Annotated in this window: 27 protein-coding genes; 11 read left to right on the top strand and 16 right to left on the bottom strand. The window is 72.0% G+C overall.

Going from position 1 to position 24,717, the window contains the following annotated elements; genetic code table 11:
• Window positions 1-371: 371 nt before the first annotated feature.
• The 3 genes from KE274_RS08630 to KE274_RS08620 are packed head-to-tail and all read right to left on the bottom strand — an operon-like array spanning window position 372 to window position 2,124.
• On the bottom strand, window positions 372-788 hold the full coding sequence (locus KE274_RS08630; protein ID WP_211542817.1) for a type II toxin-antitoxin system VapC family toxin: 417 nt from the start codon (window positions 786-788) through the stop codon (window positions 372-374).
• Window positions 785-1,042, bottom strand: a complete 258-nt coding sequence (locus KE274_RS08625; RefSeq protein ID WP_211542815.1) for a type II toxin-antitoxin system Phd/YefM family antitoxin — start codon at window positions 1,040-1,042, stop codon at window positions 785-787. The genes KE274_RS08630 and KE274_RS08625 overlap by 4 nt, the downstream gene beginning before the upstream one ends.
• A 35-nt stretch (window positions 1,043-1,077) precedes the next feature.
• A complete protein-coding gene (locus KE274_RS08620; protein ID WP_211542814.1) occupies window positions 1,078-2,124 on the bottom strand; it encodes an NAD(P)H-dependent flavin oxidoreductase in 1,047 nt (348 codons plus the stop codon).
• Window positions 2,125-2,207: 83 nt separating this feature from the next.
• On the opposite strand from KE274_RS08620, the gene KE274_RS08615 reads away from it, so the two are divergent.
• Together KE274_RS08615 and KE274_RS08610 are read left to right on the top strand one after the other, a co-directional pair.
• A complete protein-coding gene (locus KE274_RS08615; protein ID WP_211542811.1) occupies window positions 2,208-2,480 on the top strand; it encodes a DUF6412 domain-containing protein in 273 nt (90 codons plus the stop codon).
• A gap of 63 nt (window positions 2,481-2,543) precedes the next feature.
• Window positions 2,544-3,308 carry a YidC/Oxa1 family membrane protein insertase gene (locus KE274_RS08610; RefSeq protein ID WP_211542809.1) on the top strand — a complete coding sequence of 255 codons (765 nt, stop codon included), beginning with the start codon at window positions 2,544-2,546 and terminating at the stop codon, window positions 3,306-3,308.
• A 28-nt stretch (window positions 3,309-3,336) separates the two neighbouring features.
• Here KE274_RS08610 and KE274_RS08605 read toward each other — a convergent pair whose 3' ends face one another.
• From KE274_RS08605 to KE274_RS08595, 3 genes are all read right to left on the bottom strand, one after another.
• Window positions 3,337-4,254 carry an EamA family transporter gene (locus KE274_RS08605; RefSeq protein ID WP_211542807.1) on the bottom strand — a complete coding sequence of 306 codons (918 nt, stop codon included), beginning with the start codon at window positions 4,252-4,254 and terminating at the stop codon, window positions 3,337-3,339.
• Between the two features lie 59 nt (window positions 4,255-4,313).
• Window positions 4,314-5,213 (bottom strand): SDR family oxidoreductase, encoded by a 900-nt coding sequence (locus tag KE274_RS08600; RefSeq protein WP_211542805.1) that lies wholly within the window; start codon window positions 5,211-5,213, stop codon window positions 4,314-4,316.
• An 89-nt stretch (window positions 5,214-5,302) separates the two neighbouring features.
• Window positions 5,303-5,647: a DUF7882 family protein gene (locus tag KE274_RS08595; protein ID WP_211542803.1), complete on the bottom strand. Its 345-nt coding sequence runs from the start codon at window positions 5,645-5,647 to the stop codon at window positions 5,303-5,305.
• Window positions 5,648-5,828: 181 nt separating this feature from the next.
• On the opposite strand from KE274_RS08595, the gene KE274_RS08590 reads away from it, so the two are divergent.
• Window positions 5,829-6,386, top strand: a complete 558-nt coding sequence (locus KE274_RS08590; RefSeq protein WP_249186148.1) for an FHA domain-containing protein — start codon at window positions 5,829-5,831, stop codon at window positions 6,384-6,386.
• On the opposite strand, the gene KE274_RS08585 is transcribed toward KE274_RS08590, so the two are convergent.
• Window positions 6,362-7,045, bottom strand: coding sequence for a DUF6766 family protein (locus tag KE274_RS08585; RefSeq protein ID WP_211542801.1), 684 nt, complete (start codon window positions 7,043-7,045; stop codon window positions 6,362-6,364). The genes KE274_RS08590 and KE274_RS08585 overlap by 25 nt on opposite strands.
• Before the next feature lie 332 nt (window positions 7,046-7,377).
• Between KE274_RS08585 and KE274_RS08580 the strand changes: the two genes are divergently transcribed.
• Entirely contained in the window at window positions 7,378-7,887 is a 510-nt protein-coding gene (locus tag KE274_RS08580; RefSeq protein ID WP_211542799.1) for a CinA family protein, read from the top strand.
• A gap of 3 nt (window positions 7,888-7,890) precedes the next feature.
• On the opposite strand, the gene KE274_RS08575 is transcribed toward KE274_RS08580, so the two are convergent.
• From KE274_RS08575 to KE274_RS08550, 6 genes are all read right to left on the bottom strand, one after another.
• Window positions 7,891-8,979, bottom strand: a complete 1,089-nt coding sequence (locus tag KE274_RS08575) for an alcohol dehydrogenase catalytic domain-containing protein (protein ID WP_211542797.1) — start codon at window positions 8,977-8,979, stop codon at window positions 7,891-7,893.
• Between the two features lie 10 nt (window positions 8,980-8,989).
• Window positions 8,990-9,697 (bottom strand): HAD family hydrolase, encoded by a 708-nt coding sequence (locus KE274_RS08570; protein ID WP_211542794.1) that lies wholly within the window; start codon window positions 9,695-9,697, stop codon window positions 8,990-8,992.
• A complete protein-coding gene (locus KE274_RS08565; RefSeq protein ID WP_211542792.1) occupies window positions 9,694-10,830 on the bottom strand; it encodes a TIGR03364 family FAD-dependent oxidoreductase in 1,137 nt (378 codons plus the stop codon). The genes KE274_RS08570 and KE274_RS08565 overlap by 4 nt, the downstream gene beginning before the upstream one ends.
• Complete coding sequence (locus tag KE274_RS08560) at window positions 10,827-12,602, bottom strand: PhnE/PtxC family ABC transporter permease (RefSeq protein ID WP_211542790.1); 1,776 nt, start codon at window positions 12,600-12,602, stop codon at window positions 10,827-10,829. Before KE274_RS08560 ends, KE274_RS08565 begins: the two co-directional genes overlap by 4 nt.
• The gene (gene phnC, locus KE274_RS08555) at window positions 12,599-13,426 is read right to left on the bottom strand and encodes a phosphonate ABC transporter ATP-binding protein (RefSeq protein ID WP_211542788.1); all 828 of its coding nucleotides are present in this window, start codon (window positions 13,424-13,426) and stop codon (window positions 12,599-12,601) included. The genes KE274_RS08560 and phnC overlap by 4 nt, the downstream gene beginning before the upstream one ends.
• 116 nt (window positions 13,427-13,542) lie before the next feature.
• Complete coding sequence (locus tag KE274_RS08550; RefSeq protein ID WP_211542786.1) at window positions 13,543-14,472, bottom strand: phosphate/phosphite/phosphonate ABC transporter substrate-binding protein; 930 nt, start codon at window positions 14,470-14,472, stop codon at window positions 13,543-13,545.
• Window positions 14,473-14,641: 169 nt separating this feature from the next.
• Here KE274_RS08550 and KE274_RS08545 point away from each other — a divergent pair, with 169 nt between their 5' ends.
• On the top strand, window positions 14,642-15,385 hold the full coding sequence (locus tag KE274_RS08545) for a GntR family transcriptional regulator (protein ID WP_307872175.1): 744 nt from the start codon (window positions 14,642-14,644) through the stop codon (window positions 15,383-15,385).
• Window positions 15,386-15,626: 241 nt separating this feature from the next.
• Here KE274_RS08545 and KE274_RS08540 read toward each other — a convergent pair whose 3' ends face one another.
• Entirely contained in the window at window positions 15,627-16,769 is a 1,143-nt protein-coding gene (locus tag KE274_RS08540; protein WP_211542784.1) for a sensor histidine kinase, read from the bottom strand.
• 226 nt (window positions 16,770-16,995) lie between these two features.
• On the opposite strand from KE274_RS08540, the gene KE274_RS08535 reads away from it, so the two are divergent.
• On the top strand, window positions 16,996-17,652 hold the full coding sequence (locus KE274_RS08535) for a response regulator (protein WP_249186147.1): 657 nt from the start codon (window positions 16,996-16,998) through the stop codon (window positions 17,650-17,652).
• A gap of 162 nt (window positions 17,653-17,814) precedes the next feature.
• Here the strand turns inward: KE274_RS08535 and KE274_RS08530 are convergent, their stop codons facing one another.
• On the bottom strand, window positions 17,815-18,675 hold the full coding sequence (locus tag KE274_RS08530; protein WP_211542782.1) for an EamA family transporter: 861 nt from the start codon (window positions 18,673-18,675) through the stop codon (window positions 17,815-17,817).
• Between the two features lie 229 nt (window positions 18,676-18,904).
• Between KE274_RS08530 and KE274_RS08525 the strand changes: the two genes are divergently transcribed.
• The 3 genes from KE274_RS08525 to KE274_RS08515 are packed head-to-tail and all read left to right on the top strand — an operon-like array spanning window position 18,905 to window position 22,245.
• Complete coding sequence (locus KE274_RS08525; RefSeq protein ID WP_211543376.1) at window positions 18,905-20,188, top strand: M18 family aminopeptidase; 1,284 nt, start codon at window positions 18,905-18,907, stop codon at window positions 20,186-20,188.
• A gap of 60 nt (window positions 20,189-20,248) precedes the next feature.
• A complete protein-coding gene (locus KE274_RS08520) occupies window positions 20,249-21,691 on the top strand; it encodes a purine-cytosine permease family protein (RefSeq protein WP_211542780.1) in 1,443 nt (480 codons plus the stop codon).
• Window positions 21,688-22,245 (top strand): cysteine hydrolase family protein, encoded by a 558-nt coding sequence (locus tag KE274_RS08515; protein ID WP_211542778.1) that lies wholly within the window; start codon window positions 21,688-21,690, stop codon window positions 22,243-22,245. Before KE274_RS08520 ends, KE274_RS08515 begins: the two co-directional genes overlap by 4 nt.
• Window positions 22,246-22,249: 4 nt before the next feature.
• On the opposite strand, the gene KE274_RS08510 is transcribed toward KE274_RS08515, so the two are convergent.
• Window positions 22,250-22,960 (bottom strand): MBL fold metallo-hydrolase, encoded by a 711-nt coding sequence (locus KE274_RS08510; protein ID WP_211542776.1) that lies wholly within the window; start codon window positions 22,958-22,960, stop codon window positions 22,250-22,252.
• 80 nt (window positions 22,961-23,040) lie between these two features.
• On the opposite strand from KE274_RS08510, the gene KE274_RS08505 reads away from it, so the two are divergent.
• Together KE274_RS08505 and KE274_RS08500 are read left to right on the top strand one after the other, a co-directional pair.
• Window positions 23,041-23,565 (top strand): TetR/AcrR family transcriptional regulator, encoded by a 525-nt coding sequence (locus KE274_RS08505; RefSeq protein ID WP_211542774.1) that lies wholly within the window; start codon window positions 23,041-23,043, stop codon window positions 23,563-23,565.
• Window positions 23,566-23,637: 72 nt separating this feature from the next.
• The gene (locus KE274_RS08500; RefSeq protein ID WP_211542772.1) at window positions 23,638-24,693 is read left to right on the top strand and encodes an alpha/beta hydrolase; all 1,056 of its coding nucleotides are present in this window, start codon (window positions 23,638-23,640) and stop codon (window positions 24,691-24,693) included.
• The last annotated feature ends 24 nt before the right edge of the window (window positions 24,694-24,717 follow it).

Genomic DNA, 24,717 nt, shown 5'->3' with positions numbered 1-24,717 from the left:
TTCATTCCCACCAGTGTGAAATGTTAGGTTGTCGCGCATGTTCTGGATGATGATGGCGGCGATGTTCTTCCTGGTGGCGTTCTTCGCCATCGCGAGCAGGCACCGCAAGAGACCACCCAGGGATCGTCGTCCACCGCGCGACGATCGCCACACCGAGGCGTAGCTCTCACCCAGACGCCCGCGCTCCTCCGAACGGGAGCGCGGGCGTTTCTGCTGTGTCGGCACGCGCGAACGAGGGCGCGCGAGCTCCGCTCACTCCCTTGGGAGCCCGGCGGCGACCTCGGCGAAGACCTCCGTGGCGGTGGTACCGCGGCCGTGCAGTGGCATGCGGAGGACCGGGTCATCGTGCACGGCCGCTCCACCGTCATCCTCTAGCGACCGCGTCCCTCCCCCGGCAGTCCGGCGGCGACGATGTCGACGGCGAGGCCGTGGGACGCCGCAGCCAGGCGTCGGTCATTGGTCCACAGCTCCGCGCATCCGGACACCTGCGCCGCCGCCAGATGGATGGCGTCCGGAGTCTTGAGTCCGAAATCGGCTCGCAGCTCCGCGGCCCGGACGAACACCGATGCCTCGAGGTCGACCATCGTGATGTGGTCGAACATCGCGAGGTACCGGTCGCGCAGCTCGGCGTTGCGCTCCCGCATCGGACCCACGAGGCATTCCTGCAGTGCCAGAGCGCTCGACGCCACTTCGACTTCGACGCCCGCGAGGGCGCGACGCACCGCCTCGCCGCGCCGGCCCCTGTCCTCCAGTGCGTAGATCAGGATGCAGGAGTCGAGATAGATCACTCCCAGTCGTCCCGGTTCTCTCGGATCTGACGGTCGATCTCCGCCGTCGTGCGAATCAGCCTGTCGGGCAGCGGGTCACGCCCGATCCACTCGACGAGGACGCGCCCGCTGCGCACCATGTCGACGGGCCCGATCGGGACGATGCGGGCCACGGGTGTCCCCCGCTTGGTGATCACGACGTCTTCACCCGCCTGCGACTCGGCGATCAATCGCGAGAGGTTGTTTCGCGCCTCCAGCACGCTTTGAGTGGACATGACGCCATTTTAGCCATCACGCTAGCCAGTTTCCATCATTTCTCCCCCGGCAGCCCGGCGGCGAGCTCGGCGAAGATCTCCGCGGCCGTGGTGCCGCGCGCGAGCGGTGCCGCCTGCCCCATCCAGAGCGACTGCAGCTCCCCGAGGTTCTGCTGCCCGGCCGGGCCACGGAACACGCCCGTGAGCCAGTTCTGCATCGGGAACGGCGCGATCGTGCCGCTGGCCTCGATGGCCCTGACGGCACGGTTGCGCGCACCGCGGGCGAGGCGGCCGCTCATGGCCCGCGTGAGCACGGTCTCGTCGGCCGCGGTCGCGCGGATCGCCTCGCGGTGGGCCGCGGTCGCCGCGGACTCCGCCGTCGCGAGGAACGCCGTGCCCACCTGCACGCCGGACGCCCCCAGCGCGAACGCGGCGGCCACCCCGCGGCGATCCGCGATGCCGCCCGCCGCGATCACCGGCACGTCGACGGCATCCACCACCTGCGGCACGAGCGCGACCGTGCCCACCAGCGACTCCTCGGCCGCCCGCAGGAAGGACACCCGGTGCCCGGCGGCCTCCGCGCCGCTCGCGATGACCGCATCGACTCCGGCCTCGGCGAGCGCGACCGCCTCCGCGACCGTGGTGGCGGTGCCCACCACCCGGATGCCGCGGTCGTGCGCCTCGGACACGACCGCCTCGGACGGCACCCCGAACACCACGCTGAGCACGGCCGGAGCCACATCCCAGATCGCGTCGAGCTGCTCGTCCAGCGGCGGGGCGTAGCGCTCCGGCCGCGCGGGCACCTCCACCCCCACGGCCTCGTAGAACGGTTGCAGGGCCTGGGCGAACACGGTGTGCTGCGGGTTCGGTGCCACCTCGTCGCCCGTCGGGAGCCAGATGTTCAGCGCGAACGGCCGGTCGGTCGCGGCGCGCAGCTCGGCGCCGGTCGCGCGGATGCGGTCGCCGTCGTAGCCGTACAGCCCGAACGAGCCGAGTCCGCCCGCCGCGCTCACCGCCGCCGTCAGTGCCACGGACGACAACCCGCCGAAGGGACCGAGAACGATCGGATGGGAGGTGCCGAACAGGCTGCGCAGGTCGCTCATGCTTCGACGTTACGCCCGCGGCGGACACCCGGGGGGCGGCCGCTCTCTCCTGCTAGCCTCGGGGCAGAGAGCGGGGTGTGCGCATGCGGCAGTGGATCGGGCAGATGCTCGGCTTCGTCGCGGCCGCGCTCGGGCTCGTCGCGCTTCCCGATGCCGCCGCGCTCGGGCTCGCCGTCGCCCTTCTCGCCGTCACCGTGCTGACCCTCGCGGTCGTGCTGAGCGTGCGGCAGCGTCCGGAGGCCGACGCCCCGCATCCGCTGCGCGCCATCGACGTCGGCACCCTGCTGCCGCAGAGCGATCCGGATGCCGCAGGGCATCCGCGCCCCCGGGCGCCGGGAGTCGCGATCGCCGCGTAGTCCGTTCCGACGGGAACTGCGCGGCCTTCGCCGACCCTTCCCGACCTCACGAACGGACTTCCCGTGGATATCTTCGCCTTCCCTCCCCTCGCCGCGCTCCTGGACGCCGCCTACCGCGGCCTGATCGCGCTCTCCTCCCTCGTCGAGCCGCTCGCCGGCCCCTCCGCCGCGGCCGTCGCCGTGGTGCTCGTCACGCTCCTGGTGCGTGCCCTCCTGATCCCCGTCGGCATCTCGCAGGCCAAGGCCGAGCAGACCAGGGCGCGCCTGGCCCCGCGGCTGCGCGACCTGCAGCGCCGTCACAAGAAGAACCCCGAGCGGCTGCAGAAGGAGCTGATGGAGCTGTACCGCTCGGAGAACACCTCGCCGTTCGCCGGCATGCTGCCCGTGCTCGCTCAGGCCCCCGTGGTCGGGCTGCTGTACACGCTGTTCCTGCGGCCCGAGATCGCCGGCCACCCCAACGACCTGCTGGCGCACGACCTGTTCGGGGCGCCACTAGGTACAAGCCTCGTCTCGGCGCTGTTCGGCGGCACCGCGACCCCGGCGACGTTCGCCGTGTTCGGGGTGCTGCTGGCGGTGATGATCGCGGTGGCCGAGGTCACCCGGCGCGTCTTCCGACCCACGCCGGTGGAGGGCGACGACTCGCCGCTGAACGCGCCCGGTGTGCTGCGCGCGATGTCGGCGCTGCACTACCTCACGGCCGTGTTCGCCGCGTTCGTGCCGCTCGCCGCCGCGCTGTACCTCACGGTGACGGTGGTGTGGACGCTCGTGCAGCGCGTGATCCTGCGGCGGCGGTTCCCCCTCCCCCAGGCCGCAGTCGTCCGCGCCTGACGCGGGGCGGACGGCGAGGCGCGACTGCTCAGTCGGGCAGCGGGATCGGCGCGGTGAAGGGTCCGGACGGGCCGTCGCCGCGGCGGTCCCGGCGCACGCCGAGAGTGGTCCCCACGCTCGCGGCGATCACGAGCGCCACCGCCAGCAGCCGCAGAGCCGTGGCGTCCTGCCCGAGGATGAGCCACCCGGCGAGGGTCGCGAACGCGGGCTCGAGGCTCAGCAGCACGCCGAACACGCGCTGCGGCAGCCGACGGAGCGCCGCGAGCTCGAAGCTGTACGGGATCACCGACGACAGCACGGCCGTGACCGCCGCGAGCAGCAGCAGCTGCAGGTCACCCGCGACCGTGGCCGCCGCTGGTACGCCGACCGGGATCAGCAGCACCGCCGCGACCACGAGGCCCATCGCCAGACCGCCGCTGCCCGGGATGAGGGCGCCGACACGGGCGCTCATCCGGATGTACATGACCCAGAACCCCGCCGCGATCAGGATGAACAGCACGCCGAGCGGGTCGAGCGGCTCCGCGCCGATCAGGCCGTCGATGCCCAGCAGCGCCATGCCCAGCAGCGCCACCGCGACCCATACCGCGTCCGCCAGCCGCCGGGTGAGCACCGCCGCGAGCACGAGCGGCCCGAGGAACTCGATCGCCACGGCCGGGCCCAGCGGGATGCGGTCGATCGCGGCGTAGAAGAAGCCGTTCATCGCCGCGAGAGACACCCCGAACAGCACGGCAGCGAGCCACTGCGGCCTGGTCCACCGCCGCGGGCGCGGGCGCACGATCACGACCAGGAGCACCGCGGCGATCGCCACCCGCAGCGACGTCACGCCCCACGGGCCCAGCACCGGGAAGAGCTGTGCCGCGACGGCCGCCCCGAACGGCAGCGACAGGCACGAGCCGATGACGAGCGCGACACCCACGAGGGGGCCGGATGCCGCGGGTCTCTGCACCGTCCAAGCTTAGGCGGCGGGACCCTGCCGTCCCGCCGCCCTCGCCGCCCCTCCGCGGGTCAGAGCGCCTTGCCTCCGGTCACCGCGACGACCGTGCCCGACACGTACGAGGACTCCTCCGACGCCAGGAACACGTAGGCGCCGGCGAGCTCGGCCGGCTGCCCCGCGCGCCCGAGCGGAGTGTCCTGACCGAAGGTCTCCAGCCGCTCGGGACCCCACCCGGTGGCGGGGATCAGCGGCGTCCAGATCGGGCCGGGCGCGACGGCGTTCACGCGGATGCCGCGCGGCCCCGCCTCCTCCGCGAGGGCCTTCACGAACGCGACCTGCGCCGCCTTCGTCATGGCGTAGTCGATCAGGCCGGGCGACGGCTGGGCCGACTGCACCGACGAGGTGACGATGATGCTGGCGCCGGGCTCCAGGTCACCGAACGCGGCGCGGGCGGAGAAGATCAGCCCGGCCAGGTTGGTGTCGAACACGCGGCGCATCTTCTCGGTGTCGAGGTTCTCGAAGCCGTCGATGTCGTGCTGGTAGGCGGCGTTGAGCACCAGCACGTCCAGCCCGCCGAGTTCTGTCCTGGCGCGGTGCACGGCATCGGTCGCGAACGCCTCGTCCCGTACGTCGCCCGGGATGCTCACCCCGGTACGACCCGCCTCGCGGACCAGCGCGAGCGTGTCCTCCGCGTCCGCCTGCTCCTCCGGCATGTGCACGATCGCGACGTCGGCGCCCTCGCGCGCGAAGGCGATCGCCACCGCGCGGCCGATGCCCGAATCCCCGCCGGTGATGAGAGCCCGGCGCCCCTCCAGTCGACCGTGGCCGACGTACGAGGATTCGCCGTGGTCGGGCTCCGGGGTCGTGCGCTCGGTCAGACCGGGTTGATCCTGGCTCTGCGCCGGGAACCCGTCGTCGTGGTGGGCGTGCCGGGGGTCGGTGAGGCCGCCGTCGCGGGTGGTGTCGGTCATGTCCGCTCCTCCTGTGTCGAGTGGCTGTCGTGTCGTGCTCGCGTCGAGCTTCACGGCAACCGCCGACCCAGGGCAGGGGGTTGACAGCCTCAGACCGGCGGGGTGACCGGCGTCTCTCCGCCCGGCTGGTCTCCCGCCTCCGCCGGTTCCGGCACCAGGTACAGGCCGCTGGGCGCGTTGGCGGTGAACGCGAGCGCCTCGATCCACGCGCGGTTGACCGACGGCTGCCGGCTGCCGAAGTACTTGAAGACGAGCGAGCTGCCCGGCTGGATCCACACCGTGGTGCGCCCGCCGCCGACGCTCGCGTCCTCGCGCCAGCTGAACGGGAACGGTTCCCCGCGGCGCAGCTTCGCCGTGATCACGAGCTGGAGGTGGGTGAGGGCGCGGTCCTCGATCTCGGTCTTGACGCTGCCCTCATAGATGAACTTGCCCATCGGGTGATGCTCCTCGGTCGATCCGTTTCCCGCCCGGCCGTCGCCGGAATCGTGCCCTGGGGGTAGCGTATGCCCTCGCCGGGGGCAGGCCGCAACTCCGCCTGTCACGGCGCGCCAGAGGGGGCGACCGCGGGAAGTCAAGCCCCCCGCGCGGGATCCCCGCGCGGGCTAGCCTCGTCCCATGACACCCGAGGAGGGCACCGCCATGAACGCACGACACATCGACGACCGTCCCGACGGGGGCTACACGCCCGGCACCACCCACGCCGAGCGTGGAGCGGGCAACCCGCGCCTTCGCGTGCGCCGCGACGACGAGCGCACCGAGTTCCCGCTCGACGTCGACGAGGTGCGCATCGGCTCCGCGGCCGGCAACGAGCTGCGCCTGGCCGACACCGAGCCCCTGCACGCCACGATCGTGCACGACGACCGCGACGAGTACGTGGTGACGCTGCACGCAGACGGCGAGATGAACTCCAACCCCGACGCCGACGCCACGCACCCCGGCGAGCGCACCGAGACGCTGCGCACCGGATCGCGCTTCACGGTCGGCCCGTGGGAGCTGGTGTTCGCCCGCGAGGAGTTCGCCGACCACGGCCGCCCCTACGGCGGACGGCTCGGCGGGGAGTACTCCGACCAGCCGCTGCAGCCCGCGCGGCCCGGTTACGACCCCGACGACGAGCGCCTGTCCCAGGCGGACGTCAACGACGAGCAGTCTCAGTCGGACTCCAAGGCCGACTGATGGTGCGGGGTGCCGACGGGCTTCGACTCCGCTGAGCCGCGCTGGCGCAGGTAGATCGCGAAGGCCACCATGGTGCCCACCGCGAGGAATTCCGACTGCCAGTTCTGCAGCGTGCGGTCCCAGAAGTCCGCACCCGTCACGTAGTCGAACCACGTGATCGCGGCCGCCCCGTGCATGGCGTTCTCCGCGTTCATCACCACCGTGCCGGCGAGCGACTGCGCGAACCACGACAGCACGAACACGACGCCCATCACGATCAGCAGCGAGTTGCCGAACACGGCCGCACGCCACCCGCCCGCCCTGGCCCATCGCGGAGAGTCGGGGCGGGCGTGTTCGCCCACCAGCTGGTCCTCGTCACTGCCGGGCCCCTCGTCGCCCGGCTTCTTCGACTCCGGCGATCCCTTCTGCACGAACCAGATGGTCGCCGCGATGAAGAGGAAGAACTGCAGGAACTCCGACTGCCAGTTCTCGGCGACGTCGACCGCGAAGTCGCTCGACCACACGAAGTCGCCGAAGCCGATCGGCGGCTGGCCGTGATCGAGCAGCTCGTCGTTGTTGCGCAGATACCCCGCGACCGACTGCCCGATCAGCGCGGCGGCGAACAGCGCGAGGAAGAACAGGCTGAGGGCGTGGTCCTTGATCCGGCTCCGCACGGTCATCGCCCTCCCAGCGGCAGACCGATCATGATCGCCAGCCCCACGCCGATGACTCCCGCCCAGATCCAGAACACCGTCCGCATGCCGGGGGTGTCCCGCGTCTCCTCCGTCATCTTCGCCTCCTCGTTCACGGGGAGGAGACCGCCCTCCCCGACGACACGACTCTGGCGACGGCCAGCAGGGCGGACGAGGGCCTTGACGCCGACGCCCGACCCTGTCAACCCCTGGGCCCGAGGGCTCCCGGTCTCCTAACCTCGACGAAGACCCGCCGACCGATGCGGGCTGCACGCAAGGAGAGGATCGCCCATGACGATCACGCGCGAGGAGGGCCGCCGATGACCGCGCCGACCGAGGTCCCCGAGCTGGAGCGGCTGAGCGAGCTCGCCCGCACGCGCGGACTGCGGGTGAGCGTGGCGGAGTCGCTCACCTCCGGGCGCCTGGCCAACACGATCGGCGCGGGCGAGGGCGCATCCGGCTGGTTCGCCGGCGGCATCGTGGCGTACTTCACCGAGGTGAAGGAGCGCGTGCTGGGTCTCACGCCGGGCACCGATCCGACGTCGGCCGCGTGCGCGGAGCAGCTCGCCACCGGGGCGCGCGAGCTGTTCGATGCGGATATCTGCGTGTCGACCACGGGCGTCGGCGGCCCCGGTCCCGAGGGCGGGCACCCCGCGGGGACCGTGTACCTGGGATGGGCGACCGCGGACGACAGCGGTCACCGGCGTCTCGCCCTCACCGGCGACCCCGACGAGGTGCTGTCGGCGAGCGTCGACGCGGCCGTGCGCCTGCTCGCGTTCCACGCCGAGGCCCTGCACCCCGCCGGACCCCGCCGCACCGGCACCGACTGAGGCTCAGCGGCCGGGAGCCACCGCGACCCGCAGGGGCGCACCGGGCGCTCCGGCCTCGGCGAGCGCCGCGTCCAGGTCGTGCAGCGACCGCACCGCACCGACCGCATCCGCGAACGGGTACGCGCGACCGCGGCCCGCGAGGAACCCGACCGCGGCCGCAAGGTCGTCGGCCGTGTAGTTGTGCACGCCGGTCACCGTCACGAGCCCGCGCACCACCGCCTCCGCGTCGAACGCCACGGGGGTCGCGGGGAACACGCTGCCGACCAGCACCACGGTCCCGCCGACCGCGACGCCCGCGAGCGCTTCGCCGACCGCATGGCCCGACGCCTCGATCACCACGTCCGGGTCGCGCTCGAGCGCGGTGGCGCCGAACCGCGCGGCGACCGCGCGGCGCGCGGCATCCGGGTCGCGCACCTCCACGACCGCGCCCTGTTCCACCGCGATGGCCGCGGCCGTGAGCCCCACGAGGCCGGCGCCGTGCACCCGCACCGCGGCACCCTCCAGGTCGAGGTCGCGCGCCGCCCTGGCCACGGCGGCCCACGCGGTCGCGGTCGCGCATCCGGCCGGTGCGAGCACGGCGGCGGGCAGCGACTCCGGCACCCGGGCGATGGCCGTACCGGCGCGCAGTTGCACGTGGCTCGCGAACGCCCCGGTGAGGTCGCCGTGCACACCCACCCTGTCGTGGCCGTACTTGCCGAGGTCGCGGCACTTTTGGGTGAGCCCGCGCCGGCAGCGATCGCACGTGCCGCACGACACCGTGACCGACCACACCACGCGGTCGCCGATGCGCAGCGGGGTGCCGTCGACCGCGTCCGCCCCGGCGTCGCCCAGCGCGATGACCCGTCCGACGCTCTCGTGCCCGAGCACGAGCGGGGTGGGGGCTGCTCGCCGCCCCTGCACGGTGTGCACGTCGGAGCCGCAGATCGTGGACAGCTCGACCGCGACCAGCACGTCACGGTCGCCGAGCGCCACCCCGGGCACCGCGATGGTCTCGTGCGGGTGCCCTTCGCCGACCCACACCATGGCCGTGGCGGCCGGGCGCAGCGCGACGTCCCTCCGGTGGCCGGGCGGCCGGATCAGCAGGGTTCCCATGGCCGGGGTCTCAGCGGGCGGCCACGGCGGGCAGCAGTTCGCGCTGGGCGAGCGCGCCGCGCAGGGCGGTCACGTCGGCGAGCACGGCGTGGGCTCCCGCGCCGCTCAGCGCCGCCCTGTCGTGCGCACCCGTGAGCACGCCCGCCACGAACCCGGCACCCGCGCGGCGCCCGGACTGCACGTCGCTCACGGTGTCGCCCACCACCGCGACCGCGTCGACCGCGGAGGCCCCGGTGCGCAGGAGCGCGGTGAGCACGAGATCGGGAGCAGGACGGCCGCGACCCGCGTCCACGGGCGACAGCGCCACGTCGACGAGGTCGCCCCACCCGAGCCCGTCGATCAGGGCCTGCCGTGTCACGGGCGCGAAGCCGGTCGTGAGGGCGACCGCGAGCCCCGCGTCCTTGAGCCCGCGGATCGCCTCGGCCGCCCCGGGCACCTCGCTCACGCCGTGCGTGGTGACGAGTTCCGCGTACGCCTCCTCGAACGCCGCGGTCGCGCGCTCCGCGGCAGCCAGGTCGCCGTCCGCGAGGTGCAGGAACACGTCGAGCTTCGACTGCCCCATCGTCGCCCGCACGTAGTCGAGAGCCTCGTCCAGCGGGAGCCGCGCGGCGACGCCGGTGCGCTCGGCGGCCCGCTGGAACGCCTGTTCCACCACGCCGTCGTCGTGCACGGTCGTGCCGGCCATGTCGAGGACGACGAGTTCGATCGGAGTGGTCATGGTGTTCCTTCCAGAGCGGCTGCCCCGTCCAGGGCCGCGGTGAGGGTGAGCTCGGCGAGTCCGAGCCCGCAGGTCATGCCGATACCGGTGGTGGCGGCGAGCACGAGGGCACCGTCGCGGTCGCGGTCGACGAGGAACTCGCGCGGGCCCTTGGCGTACACGCCCTGCCAGCGCTCGATGACCCGCGGTGCCGGCAGGTCGAACAGCGCCTCGGCTTCCGCGAGGAACGCGGCGAACGCGGCTTCGGGCTGGAACGGGTCGGCGTCGGCCGCGGTCGCGTGCGAGTCGCCCAGGATCAGCGTCCCGTCCGGCAGTTGCGTGTACATCTGGTTGAGGTCGAGCGCGGCGAGGTCGGGCCGCTCGGCGTGCAGGCGCGCGCGCACGGCGGCCGCCTCCGGGGTGCCGGCGAAGCGGCCGTACCGCACGAGCGACCACCCGGTCAGCAGCGGCGCGGACAGCGGTCGCGGCAGCGTGGCGGCGATGCGCATCATGTCGAGCGTGCAGCGCTGCACCGCGTGCCGTTCGGCGACCTCGGGCAGCAGGTGGTCGAGGTCGTGGCCCGTGGCCACCACGACCGTGCCGGCGTCGATCGGGCCGCGCGTGGTCTCGACCCGTCCGGCGGTCAGGGCGGTGGCGGCGGTGCGGAACCGGAAGTCGACGCCGCGGTCGGCCAGGTGCCGCACGATCGCGGTGGCGGCCGTGCGCGGATCGGTCTGCAGGTCGGCCTCGATCAGCGCGCCGCCGTGCAGCCCGTCGCGGCGCAGCGGCGCCCGGCGCACGAGCTCGTCCGTGTCCAGCAGCCGGAGCCCGCCGTCGCGCGCCGCGACCTCGAGCACCTGGAGCTCGTCCGGGTGGCGGGCGGCGATGAGCGTGCCGGACTCGCGCAGCCAGAACCCGGCGTCGCGCGCGAGCCGCAGCCACAGGTCGCGCGAGGCGTCGGCGTAGCGGCGGGCGTCTCCGCCCTGGGCCCCGATGCACAGGTGCCCGAAGTTGCGGATGGTCGCCCCGACGGGCGCGGTGCTGCGGTCGATCACCGTCACTCGCAGGCCGCGGCGCACCGCGGCGTACGCGGCACCGAGACCGACGATGCCGGAGCCGATCACGACCACGTCGGCCGTGGTGGTGGTGGTCATCGGAACACCTTCCTCATCCACATCGCGAGACCCTCCACCGCGAGCACGGTCACCAGGATCATCAGCACGATGGCCGTGACGGTCTCGTATCGCGAGCCCTGGCTGGCGTTGAGCAGGTAGTAGCCCACGCCGCCTCCGCCGACGATGCCGAGGATCGTGGCCGCGCGGATGTTCGTGTCGAGCATGTAGAAGCCGTGGCCGATGAGAGCCCGCGTCCCCTGCGGCACGGTGGCGGCCGTGTAGGTCTGCAGCCGTGTGGCGCCCACCGCGTGCAGCGCGCGCTCGGGGCCGCGGTCGACCTCCTCGAACGAGTCGGCGATGAGCTTGCCCAGCAGCCCGATGCCGCCGATCGCGAGCGCGATCACCCCGGCCTGGGCCCCGAGTCCGGTGATCACGACCAGCACGATCGCGAGGATCAGTTCCGGGATGCCGCGGATGCCGACCAGGAGCAGGCGCGCGGTTCCCCGCACGGCTCCGGTCGGGGCGACGTTGCGCGCGGCGAGAGAGCCGAGCAGCAGCGAGGGCAGCAGCGTGAGCACGGTCGCGGCGAGCGCGATCGCCACGGTCTCGCGCATGGCCTCCAGCATCGCGAGGGCGTCGTAGCTGCCGAACGACGGCGGCCAGAAGCGCGCGGCGACCTCGGGCAGCTTGGCCCAGAACGTGAAGAGGTCGAGCCACGCGATCTGGCTGACCGCCACGCTGCCGACCACGACCAGCACGGCCACGAGCCCCGCGATAGTGTGCCGCACGCGCTGCGCGGTCCAGGGGCGTCGCACGGCGGTCTGCGGCGTGGCAGCCCACTCGGCGCGGGGATGCGGGGCGGCGGGGCGGGAGCGCAGGCGCGGGTGCACGAGGCGGTCGATCCAGGAGCGCGTGTGCCGCTGCTCGCCCAGCATGGCGCCGCGCACCAGGCTCGACACGACCTCCATCGCGACGCAGAGCACGAAGATGACCAGGGCGATGCCGAGGCCCTTGCCGTAGTTGAGCGCCTTGAACGCGTACGACATCTCCAGGCCCAGCCCGGCGACGCCCACGTAGCCGAGCACGACGCTGCCGCGCAGGTTGATGTCGTTGCGGTGCAGCACGGTGGCCACCCAGCTCGGCAGCACCTGGGGCAGGATGCCCGCCGTGAACTCCTGCAGCTTCGATCCTCCGGCCGCGCGGATCGCGAGGCGGGGTCCCTCGTCGATCTGCTCGATCGCGTCGGCGAACATCTTCGAGATCATCCCGATCGAGTGGATGCCGATCGCGAGGATGCCCGGCAGCGTGCCGAGCGAGAACATCAGCACGAAGGCCATGGCCAGCACCACGTCGGGCAGGGCGCGCGTGAGCACGCCGACGAAGCGGGCCGCGGCCCGCCAGACCGCGCCCGGCGTGGTGTTCGATGCGGCGAGGTAGGCGATCGGCACCGACAGCACGGCGGCGAGCAGGGTTCCGACGAGCACGAGTCCGACGGTGAGGGCGATGAGCCAGGCGAGGTCGGCGGGCTCGGGGAACGACAGCCCTCCCACCCGGGCGAGGAAGTTCTGCGCGTTGCCCCAGCTCTGCAGCATGGCGGGCAGGGAGATGCCGACGTCGCGCACCGCGAGGATCCCGAGCACGATCAGCGCGACGAGCGTGAGCCCGGCGGCGATGCGCTCGGGCGAGAGCGGCCGCTTCGGCGCGCGGTCCGCACGCGTGCCCCCGCCGCTTCCCGTCGGCGTGCCGCCTTCCCGGCGTGCGGTGTCGCGGGGCGCGGTGGCGGAGCCCGCCGAGGTGTCGAGCGCGGTCATGCCACGCCCGCCGGGGCTGCGGCGTCGGCCAGCTCGACCTGCACCGCCCGGATCTCCGCGGTGCTGGTGGCCACGCGGCCGTAGATCTCCATGACCTCCGCCTTGCTCAGGCCGTCGGTCGGGGTGTCGAGCACGACCTCGCCGTGGCGGAGCCCGACGATGCGGTCGGCCCAGCTGATCGCGAGGTCGACCTGGTGCAGGCTGCACACGACCGTGAGCCCCTCGTCGGCCGCGATGCCCCGGATGAGCGCCATGACCTGTTCGCTCGACTCGGGGTCGAGGGAGGCGACCGGCTCGTCGGCCAGGAGGATCGCGGGCTTCTGCATGAGCGCTCTCGCGATGGCCACGCGCTGCTGCTGTCCGCCCGAGAGGGTGTCGCTGCGCTGGTAGGCGCGGTCGAGCAGGCCGACCCGGTCGAGGTGCTCCAGGGCGGTGAGCTTCGCGGCGCGGGAGTATCCCCAGAGGCCGAGGCGGGGGCCGCGCACGCGGGACAGCGACCCCGTGAGCACGTTCTCCAGCACGGTCAGCGATGGCACGAGCTCGAACTGCTGGAAGATGAAGCCGACGCGACTGCGCAGTTCGCGCAGCGCGCGGCCCTTCAGCGCGGGCACGGCGGCGCCGAGCACCTCGACCCCGCCGGACGTGGGGAGCTCGAGCCCGTCGAGGTGGCGCAGCAGCGTGGACTTCCCGGAGCCGGAGAGGCCGAGCAGCACGACGATCTCGCCCCGCGCGACGGTGAGCGTCACGTCGTTCAGCGCGGTGGTCTGGCCGAAGGTCTTGGTCACGCCGTCGAGACGGATGAGGGTGTCGGGTGCCGCGGTCATGGCGTCGCTCCTGGGTGTTCGTGAGTGGAGGGGTCCTTCGTCTCGCTCCGCTCGCTCAGGAACCGCGATCGGGGTCCTGAGCGAGCGTCAGCGAGACGGAGGGGGTGTCAGGCGGCTCAGCCCTGGCACTGCTCCGCTTCGGTCTCGGTGCAGATGTCGCGGATCAGGTCGTAGTACTCGTCGTCGACCGGCTTGGTGGCGTAGAAGACGCTGCGGAACGCGTCGGAGTCGGCGCTGTCGATGCCGGCGGCGATGATGTCGTCGATTGTGACCTCGCTCAGCGCGTCGACGAGCTGCGTCGCCACGTCGTCGGGAAGCGAGGAGGAGTAGACGAGCGGCGCGCCGGGGACCATGGTCTCGGCCACCACCTTCACCTTGTCGGACTTCTCGACCTCGGAGTCCTCGGCGAAGCCGACCTCGCACTCGACGCCCTCGCCGACCTTCTGCACGCTCACGTCGTGCTTGCCCGCGAACACCGGGGTGATGTCGGCCTGCGGGTCGATGCCGGCCTTGATGAGGTTGTACGACGGGAAGAGGTAGCCGGAGGTCGACGACGGGTCGACGAAGCAGACCTTCTTACCCGCGAAGTCCTTCAGGCTGGAGATGTCGCTGTCGGCGGGGACGATGGCCTGGGAGTAGTAGCCCGGCTCCTGGCCCTCCTCGGTGACGATCGAGGAGATCGGGGTGAGCTCGGCGCCGTTGTTGGTGGCCGTGACGTAGGTGAAGCCGGAGAACGAGGCGACGTCGACCTTGCCGGCGACGGCGGCTTCGATGAGGGCCGCGTAGTCGGTGGACTCGTGGTACTCGACGGTCTTGCCGGTGACCTTCGCGATGTAGTCCATGAGCGGCTGGTAGTTGGTCTCGGTGTCGACGGAGTCGGGGACGACGCCGAAGACCAGCGTGTTCTCGTCGACGGCGTAGCCGCTCGCGCTGGCGGACTGCCCGTCGCCGGGGGCGTCGGTGGCTTCGGCCGTTCCGGCGCAGGCGGCGAGGCCGAGCGCGAGGATCGCGGCGCCGGCGAGGGCGGGGAGAGCACGGAGCTTCATGGCGGACCTTTCAGGGTGGGAGGGGTGATCCACGACGACTCTGACAGGCGCGCGTTCGACATGTATACCTATCTCGGAAGAGTTCAAGGCTCGTTCACCCGCCATTCGCCTGGGTGAACACTCCCCTGCCGTCTGCCACACCCCGGCGCTGGCGAAGTAATGTACCTATGTGGCTGAAGCTGTGTACACCCAGATCGCCGACGACCTGCGCGCCCAGATCTCTGCGGGCACGCTGCGCCCCGGCGACGACGTGCCGACGGAGGCCGAACTCGCAGAACGCTGGCACACCTCGCGCGGCCCGATCCGCAACGCCCTGGCCGCCCTGCGCGCCGAGGGCCTGATCGAGACGGGTCGCGGACGCCCCGCGCGGGTCGTGGCGCGCAAGGCCGACCAGGCGGTGGACGTCTCCGTGCCCTTCACCCGGTGGGCGCGCGAACTCGGCGTCGAGCCCGGCGCCCAGACGCAGGAGCTGAGCCTGCGCCGCGCCGGAGACCTGGGGGCCGCGCTCGGCGTCGATCGCGACGACACGATCGTGAGCGTGGTGCGGTTGCGGCTCCTCGACGGACGGCCGACCATGCTGGAGCGCCTCGCCTACACGGAGGACGTCGGACGGCGGTTGTTCGAGGTCGACCTCGACAGGGTGTCGATCACGGAGTACCTGGGCTCGATCGGCCACCCCATCGTCACGCTGCAGCACGAGATCGACGCGGTCGCAGCGGACGAGCAGGACGCGCACCTGCTGCGGGTTCCGCGCGGTGCGCCCATCCTGCGGCTCACCCGCACCTCACGCGACGCGGAAGGACGCATCTTCGAGGCATCGCAGGACCGCTACCTCAGCGAGGTCGTGCGCTTCACGGTGGCGGCGTCCGGCATCTCGACGGACGGGCATTTCATGCGCGCTGTCGGCGCATGAGAAGGAGTATTCGGCCGCAAGGGAAAGGGCCCGAAAACAGATTCGCGATCGCGGGCACGGGAGTGTTCAGAAGCCAGAAAGATCGCGCCCGCGATCGCAGCGCTGGGGACGCTTTATCTGGGGAGCCTTCAGAATATGCCCGCGGGAATTCGGCGCTGAAGTGCCGAAAGTCGAGATTCGCTTAGACTTTCGTCTAGGTTCTCCGGCGCGCGAGCGCGCACCGCTCTGCCACTGTAGCGCGTCAGGCCACGGGCAGCGCGGCCGACACGAGCCAGTGCCCGTCGACCTCTCCCGCGCTGAACTCGCCGCTCGCGCCCATGACCCGCTCCGCCATGCGGCCGAGACCGGTCCGGCTCGACGAGAGCTCGCGGCGCGGGGTCGTGGGCAGCGGACTGCGCAGCGTGAGGTGCGCCGTGTCGTCGTCCACCGTCAGGCGGATCTCGACCGTGCCCTCGCCGGCGTACTTCAAGATGTTGGTGGCGGATTCGCGCACGATGCGGGCCAGAACGATCTCCACGGCGCGCGGGATGCGCTCATCGCCCGGGTCACCCTCGCACACGACGGTGTGACCGGCGGCACGGAACTCGGCCTGTGCCTCGTCGATGGCCGCGACCAGGTCGCCCGTCGGCATGCCGGCGGCGCGCGGTCCGTCGTCGGCCAGATCGATCACGAACCGGAGGTCGGTCATCGCCTTGCGCGCTGCCACGCGGATGGCCTCGCGCGAATCGTCGCTGGTATCGGGGTCTTCGAGCATCTGCACGTGCAGCGACACCACCGTGAGGTGATGCGCGATGCTGTCGTGCAGCTCGCCGGCGATCCAGCGCCGCTCGGCGAGCACGGCTTCGCGCTCCTGCTCGGCCGCCGCCTCGAGTTCTCGCTCGAGTCGGCTGCCCCGCGCGAACGCGAGCCGCAGGGCGAACCCCACGGCACCGGCGACGGCGGCGAAGACGAGGTAGATGGCGACGTTCACGCCGGCGTCGGCGTCGCGCATGGCGACGACGGCGGCAGCGACGAGGAACGCGCCGGTGTACGACAGGATCAGCGAGGTCCAGCCGAGTCGCATGACCAGCCCAGCCGCGACAGCGGCGGCGGTCAGGACCTGGTACTCGGTTCCTGCCAGGAAAGAGAGCACGAACACGACGCCGAGGGCGCATGTCGCGATGAGGGGCTTCCAGAGATAGAGGGCGAAGACGGCCGTGGACGCGACGCTCACCACGAGAACCGCGGGGTTCACCCCCGGGGTCACGATGAGACCGATCAGATCGACGGCGATAGTGATGGAAATGATCGCCAGGACGACGATGCGCTCGATAGCACTGAGCTTTTCGCCTCGACCCAGCCGGAGCGAATCCGCAGAACCGCGAATCGAATGGTCGAAGGCCATGGTTCACTATCTCCTATTCGCCAGGTACTCTAGCGGACGAGACCAAAGAACTTGCTAACCTGCTGCCAGAAAGTCATTACGTTCACCTCCAATTTGTAGTCGTTTGTCGATGTCTGTATTCATCTTCTCGACGCGGCTGGAGGCGCACATCTGTCTTGAGGCCAGACCTCGATAGCCAAAGGTCTATAGCGTGATTCCGCTGGTCCAGCGCGGTTAGGCTTCCTCCATGCAGGAAATCCGTGTCGTGATCGTCGACGACGATCCACTGGTCCGCTCGGCGCTGTCCCACTTCGTGTCGCGCGCGCCGGAGATCACGGTCGTCGCGCAGGCGGAGGACGGCAGGGAAGCCCTCACCACGATCGAGCGCGAGAAGCCCGACGTCGTGATGATGGACGTGCAGATGCCCGAGATGAACGGCATCGAGGCGACCGCGGCCATCGCGGAGCGCTGGCCCGACGTGCGGATCCTCGCCGTGACCACTCTCGACGGCAGCGACACGGTGCTGCCGATGCTCAGCGCCGGCGCCTCCGGCTACCTGCTCAAGGACTCCAGCGCGGAGGACATCGTCACCGGGGTGCGAGAGGTGTTCGCCGGTGCCAGTTCGCTCTCGCCCCGCATCGCGTCGATGCTGATCCGGCACGTGCGCGACTCCACGCCGGCCGCGGCCGCCGCCGACGCCCTCGAACCGCTCACGGAGCGCGAGGAGGAAGTGCTGCAGTGCCTGGCCAAGGGCATGTCGAATGCCGAGATCGCCAAGGCGCTGATCGTGTCGGAGGGCACCGTCAAGGCGCACCTCGGGCGCATGATGTCGAAGTGGCACCTGCGCGACCGCGTGCAGATCCTCGTCACCGCCGCGCACGCGGGGCTCGTCACCTTCCGCTGAGCGCCCCGATCCGGCCGGCGCGCACCGCGGCGCACAGCCGCCTGCATCGCGCAGCTCCGGGAGAGTTCTCACACCTGCGTCCGTCTCCGGACCGTCGGCGTCGACCGTCCGAGTGCTGTCGTTCCTCCACCCCGCGCCGTCTCCAGCATGCGACCGCGGGGGTCACAGCGCAAGCAGCACGATGCCCGTGAGCACCACCAGCGAGGCCCCGATGCGCCACCCCGGGCGCGACTCCCGGAGCACGAACGCACCGAACAGGCTGACCAGCACGACGCTCACCTCGCGCAGCGGAGCCACCAGAGCCACGGGAGCGAGCTGGATCGCCGACAGCACGAGGATGTACGACAGCGGGGACAGCACGCCGAACGCGAGGATGCGCCGCCACTGGGTGCGCCAGAGTGCCCAGACGGCCCGCCAGCGACGCCGCACCGCGAAGGAGTAGAAGGGCACCTGCAGGAGCGTCGTGCCCACCATGAAGGCCACCGGCGAGAGGTCCCACGTGCGCACGGCATGCGTGTCCCAGATCGTGTACACCGCGATCGCCACCCCCGTCAGCAACCCGAACACCAGCCCGAGGTCGATGCCGCGCGCTCCCCCGCGCCCGCGATCCACCAGGCCGACCGCAACGACACCCACGATCACCGCCGCCACTCCCACCAGCGCGATGCCCGACGGCCGTTCACCGAGGAGCAGCACGGCCACGATCACCGACAGGAACGGTCCGGTGCCGCGCGCCGTGGCGTACACGGTCGACAGGCTGCCCTCCCGGTAGCCGCGCTGCAGCACCGCCATGTACACCACATGCAGGGCGGCCGAGACGCCCACCCCGAGCGCGAACGAGGCGAGGTCGGAGGTGCCGAGGCCGCCGGTGAACGGCACGACCCCGATCCACACGGCCGTGCTGGCCACCGCGCCCCACCACAGGAAGGGCGAACCGGCGCGGCTGATGCCGTGCGCGATCACGTTCCAGGCGGCGTGGGCGACGGCGGCCCCGAGGACCAGGACGAAGGCGAGAGCGGACACGACAGACCCTTCCGCCCGCCGCGGGCGCGACGAACAGGGTCCTCCGGGCTTTTGTCCTGTCAGATGACGGCCCTCCCATGGGAGAGGACCGTGGCGCCGCTCGGACCAGACGGGTGCGGACCCCGGAACCCTAGGCGCTATCGGCACCACCCTAGCCGCCGCGGATGAACGGCGGGGAAACGGCCCGCGACTACGCTCGAAGGGCACCCCGCGCAGGAAGGTCATGCTCATGCCCGTCACCCCGGACGCCCTCGCCCACGCCGAAGACCTCGCCGACTTCGTCGCCGCCTCCCCCTCCAGCTACCACGCCGCCGCCGAGGTCGCACGTCGCCTGGAGGGCGCCGGGTTCACGCGGCTCGACGAGGAGGACGCCTGGCCGGCCCCCGCCGGCGGACGATACGTCGTGGTGCGTGACGGCGCCGCGATCGCGTGGGTCGTGCCCGCCGACGCCACCGCGACCACCCCCGTGCAGATCTTCGGTGCCCACACCGACTCCCCCGGGTTCAAGCTCAAGCCGCAGCCCACGACCGGTGTGCGCGGCTGGCTGCAGGCCGCCGTCGAGGTGTACGGCGGCCCGCTGCTGAACTCCTGGCTCGACCGGGAGCTGCGGCTCGCCGGACGCCTGGCCCTCGCCGACGGCCGGGTCGTGCTCGCCGACACCGGCGCCCTGCTGCGCCTGCCGCAGCTCGCGATCCACCTCGACCGCGGTGTGAACAACGGCCTCGCGCTCGACAAGCAGACCGAGACGCAGCCGGTGTGGGGCCTCGGCGACCCGTCCGAGGCGGACCTGCTCGCCGAGCTCGCGGGTTCGGCCGGGGTCGAGGCCGCGGAGATCCGCGGCTACGACGTGGTGGTCGCCGACGCCGCGCGCGGTGCGGTGTTCGGCAAGGACAGCGCGTTCTTCGCCTCGGGCCGTCTGGACGACCTCGCCTCGGTGCACGCCGGCGTGGTCGCGCTGCTCGCCCACGAACCCGCCGCCGGTGCCCCGATCGCGGTGCTCGCCGCGTTCGACCACGAGGAGCTCGGGTCGGAGTCGCGCTCGGGCGCCGCCGGCCCCTTCCTGGAGGACGTGCTGGAGCGCGTGTACGCCGGGCTCGGGGCGGACGCGTCGGCCCGCCGTCAGGCCTACGCGTCGTCGTGGTGCCTGTCGAGCGACGTCGGCCACTCGGTCCACCCCAACTACGTGGGCCGCCACGATCCGGTCGTGCAGCCGGTGCTCGGCTCCGGACCCATCCTCAAGCTCAACGCCAACCAGCGCTACGCCACCGACGCCGTCGGCAGCGCCGCGTGGCGCGGCTGGTGCGAGCGCTCGGGCGTGGTGACGCAGGAGTTCGTGTCGAACAACGGCGTGCCGTGCGGCTCGACGATCGGGCCGATCACGGCCACACGCCTGGGCATCCGCACGGTCGACGTGGGCATCCCGATCCTCTCGATGCACTCCGCGCGCGAACTCGCCGGGGTGAGCGACCTGCACGACCTGTCGCGCGTGGCCGGAGGGTTCTTCGCGGGCTGACCGGCGCGGGTTCCTCGTCGCATCCGCCTCCACGCGTCCCGGCGGTGCCAGGATGTGAGCATGACCGACATCAGGCCGGCTCTCATCGAGCGTGCAGGCATCGAGATCATCCCCGAGTCCGAGCGGACCGCGAAGCCCCGCGACCTCTTCTGGCCGTGGTTCGCCGCCAACGTGTCGGTGTTCGGCATGTCGTACGGCTCGTTCGTGCTCGGCTTCGGCATCTCGTTCTGGCAGGCGACGCTCGTGTCGGTCATCGGCATCGTGGTGTCGTTCCTGCTGTGCGGGCTGATCGCGATCGCGGGCAAGCGCGGCTCGGCCCCGACCATGGTGCTCTCGCGCGCGGCGTTCGGCGTGCAGGGGCAGAAGGTGCCCGGCATCGTCTCGTGGCTCACCTCGATCGGCTGGGAGACGTTCCTGGCGATCATGGCCGTGCTCGCCACCGCGACCGTCATCACGCAGCTCGGCGGCGACGGCGACAGCCTGTGGCTCAAGATCGTCGCGACCGTGGTGGTCGCCGCGCTCATCGTCGCGGCGTCCGTGCTCGGCTACCACACCATCATGCGGCTGCAGTCGGTGCTCACCTGGGTGACCGGGGTCGTGACCGTGCTCTACATCGTGCTGGCGATCCCGAGCATCGACCTTGCGGCCGTCCTCGCGCGACCGGACGGCGGCATCGGCCAGGTGATCGGCGCGCTCGTCATGGTGATGACCGGGTTCGGGCTCGGCTGGATCAACATCGCGGCGGACTGGTCGCGCTACCAGAAGCGCACGGCCTCCGACGGCGCGATCGTGGCCTGGAACACGATCGGCGGCTCGGTCGCCCCGGTGATCCTCGTGGTGTTCGGTCTGCTGCTCGGCGGCTCGGACGAGGACCTGCTGAACGCGATCGCCGCCGACCCGATCGGTGCCCTGGCGTCGATCCTCCCGGTGTGGGTGCTGGTGCCGTTCCTGCTGACCGCGGTGCTCGCGCTCGTGTCCGGCGCGGTGCTGGGCATCTACTCCTCGGGTCTGACGCTGCTGAGCCTGGGCATCCGCATCCCCCGGCCGTCCGCCGCGGCGATCGACGGGGTGATCCTCACGCTCGGCACGATCTACGTGGTGTTCTTCGCGACCGACTTCCTCGGCCCGTTCCAGAGCTTCCTGATCACGCTCGGCGTGCCGCTCGCGTCGTGGGCGGGCATCCTCATCGCCGACATCCTGCGTCGCCGCGCCGACTACGACGAAGTGGCGCTGTTCGACAGCACCGGGCGCTACGGCGCGTGGGACTGGATCTCGATCGGCACGCTCGTGGTGGCGAGCGTGATCGGCTGGGGCTTCGTGCTGAACGGCTTCGCGGAAGCGGCGCCGTGGAACAACTGGCAGGGGTACCTGCTGTTCCTGGTCGGGGGTGCCGAGGGCGACTGGGCCTATGCCAACCTCGGGGTGTTCTTCGCGCTCGTGCTGTCGTTCGTGGTGACGTGGTTCGCGCGGGCCGGACGGATCCGCCGGCAGGAGGCGGCGTGACCTCGCCCACGGCCGACGGCTGGCTGGTGGTGATCGACCCGCAGCACATCTTCGCGGCGCCCGACTCCGCGTGGGGCTCGCCGTTCTTCGCCGACGCCATGAGCAACATCCGGCTGCTGGCCGAGGCGTTCGGCGAGCGCGTGCTGGTGACCCGGTGGCTGCCGACGGCGGACCGCTCCACCGCGTGGGGCGACTACTTCGCCGCGTGGCCGTTCGCCGACCGTCCGGCCGACGACGCCCTGTTCGACCTGGTGCCGGAGGCCGCCGGGCTCTCGCCGCATCCCACGCTCGACCTGCCCACGTTCGGCAAGTGGGGACCCGCGCTGGAGGGGATCGTGGGACGCGGCACCCGGGTGGTGCTCGCGGGCGTCTCGACCGACTGCTGCGTCGTCTCCACCGCGCTCGCGGCCGCCGACGCGGGAGGCCGGGTGACCATCGCCGCCGACGCCTGCGCGGGCTCGACGGCCGAGAACCACGCCGCCGCCCTGCAGGTGATGGGCCTCTACCCGCCGCAGGTCACCGTGAGCGATACGGCGGCGATCCTGCGCGGCTGACGCGTCAGGCGGCGGCGCGCACGGCCGCGGCGATGTCGGCCGGGGAGCCGCGCCAGGGGGCACCGTGTCCGGGGAGGACCCACGACGCGTCGAGCCCGGCGAGCCGGTCGAGCGAGGCCAGGGCCTCGTCCGGCGCGTCCGTGAACGGGGCGGGCTGCGCCCCCTGCCTGCCCGTGAGCACGTGCCGCGTGGTGAGCGCGTCGCCCACGAACACCGCGCCGACGGCCGGCACGTGCACCGCGATGCTGCCGGGCGAGTGGCCGGGCATGCCCACGACGACCGGTGCACCAGGCAGGTCGAGCACCGTGCCCTCCTCCACCTCGACCACCGAGGTCACGTGCGGCGTGCGCAGCGCGTTCTTGCGCAGGCCGTAGGCGAGGAAGCCCAGGGTGGGGCCGAGCCGCGACGGGCCCATCGGCGTCTTCGGCTTCTCTCCCGTGTGCACGCGGTGGGCGTCGGCGGCGTGGATGAACACGGGGACGCCGGTCTCGCGGCGCAGGCGCTCGGCGAAGCCGATGTGATCGCTGTCGCCGTGGGTGAGCACGAGGCCGCGGATGTCGGTCAGGGGACGGCCGATCGCGGCGAGTTCGCGCTGCAGATCCTTCCAGTGCCCCGGGAGTCCGGCGTCGATGAGCGTGATGCCCTCGGGCAGGTCGATCAGGTAGGAGGCGACGATGTCGTTGCCGAGGCGGTGGAGGTGCGGGGCGAGTTGCATGGCGGGTCCTCTCGAGCGGTTGCGAAGGCTACGATACGTAGCTATCATGGCTACTGTCAATAGCCATCACCGGAGGATGCATGCCGACCCCCGAACGCACCACCACCGCGGCCGTCGTCGCCGCCGGGCGCGAGATCCTCGAAGACGCCGGACCCGCGGGCCTCACGATGCAGGCCGTCGCGAACCGCGTCGGCGTGCGCGCACCCTCCCTCTACAAGCGCTTCGCGGATCGCGATGCCCTGCTCCTCGCGGTGGCGACCGCATCCGTGGACGAGCTGGGCTCCCGGCTCGACGCCGCGGGCCACGACCTCGCCGCCCTGGCCACGGCCTACCGCGCGTTCGCGCACGAGCGCCCCGAGGGATTCCGGCTGATGTTCGCGACCGAGATCCCGCAGGAGTCCCTCGAGCGCGCGGCGGCCCCCGTCGTGCGGGCGTGCGCGGCCGCGGTCGGCGACGAGGACGCGCTCGATGCGGCGCGCCTCTTCACGGCCTGGGCGACCGGCTTCCTGCAGATGGAGCTGGCGGGCGCCTTCCGGATGGGCGGCGATATCGACCGCGCCTACGCCTACGGCCTGCGCCACCTCGTCGCCGGCCTCCCGGGCTGAGGCGACCCGGCCACCCCGTCGCGCTCCCTCGCCGGACCGCCGGTTCCTGCCACACTGGTGCCGGGAGGGTCCATGAGCACCGACGCGCACGCCGGAGAGTCCGTTCACCCGAAGAGAGCGCACAGGCCGTGGCGCCGCACGAAGATCGTGGCCGGCGTGGTCGTCGCGGTCGCCGCCGTGGTCGCGCTGATCAGCAGCCTGACCCCCTGGCCCTCCGCGATGGCGATCCGCGCGGTGTTCACGAAGGGCGGCAACGAGACCGCCGCCGAGATGGACAAGCACGTACCGGACACGCCGCTCGACGTGCGCACGGGCATCGCGTACGGCGACACGGGCAGTGACACCACGATGGACGTGTACCGCCCCGCGTCCGCCGACGGCCCGCTGCCGACCGTGGTCTGGATCCATGGCGGCGCCTGGATCTCCGGCGCCAAGGAGGACGTCGACCCGTACCTGCGCATTCTCGCCGCGGAGGGCTACACGACCATCGGCGTGAACTACACGATCGGCCCGGAGGGTGTGTACCCGCTCGCGGTGCGGCAGCTCGACGAGGCCCTCGCCTACATCGACGCGCACGCCCGCGAGCTGGGCGTCGACGCCGACCAGATCGTGCTGGCGGGCGACTCCGCCGGCGGCCAGCTGGCCAGCCAGCTGGCGGCGCTCATCACCAACCCCGACTACGCCGAGATCGTCGGCATCACGCCGTCGCTGAAGGCCGACCAGCTCGCCGCCACGATCCTCAACTGCGGCGTGTACGACCTGGCGGCGCTCGCCGAGCTCGACGGCATCGCGGGGTGGGGCTTCAAGACCGCGATGTGGGCGTACTCGGGCACCAAGACTTGGGCGGAGGACTCCACCGGATCGACCATGTCGACGATCGACTGGGTCACCGCCGACTTCCCCGCCACGTACATCTCCGGCGGCAACGGCGACGGCCTGACATGGTTGCAGTCGATCCCGATGGCGAAGCGCCTGGAGGGGCTGGGGGTCGAGGTGACCACGCTGTTCTGGCCGATGAACCACGACCCGGCCCTGCCCCACGAGTACCAGTTCCACCTCGATCTGCCCGATGCACGGACGGCTCTCGCCAGGACGATCGCGTTCCTGGAGGCGCACACCACCCGCTGAGCGGCATTTCACGCCTGTGACGGT

Source organism: Microbacterium paraoxydans (genome assembly GCF_018224615.1).
GTDB classification, from domain to species: domain Bacteria; phylum Actinomycetota; class Actinomycetes; order Actinomycetales; family Microbacteriaceae; genus Microbacterium; species Microbacterium paraoxydans_B.
The sequence above is the reverse complement of the archived record's forward strand: the minus strand, read 5'-3'. Positions and strand labels throughout refer to the sequence as shown.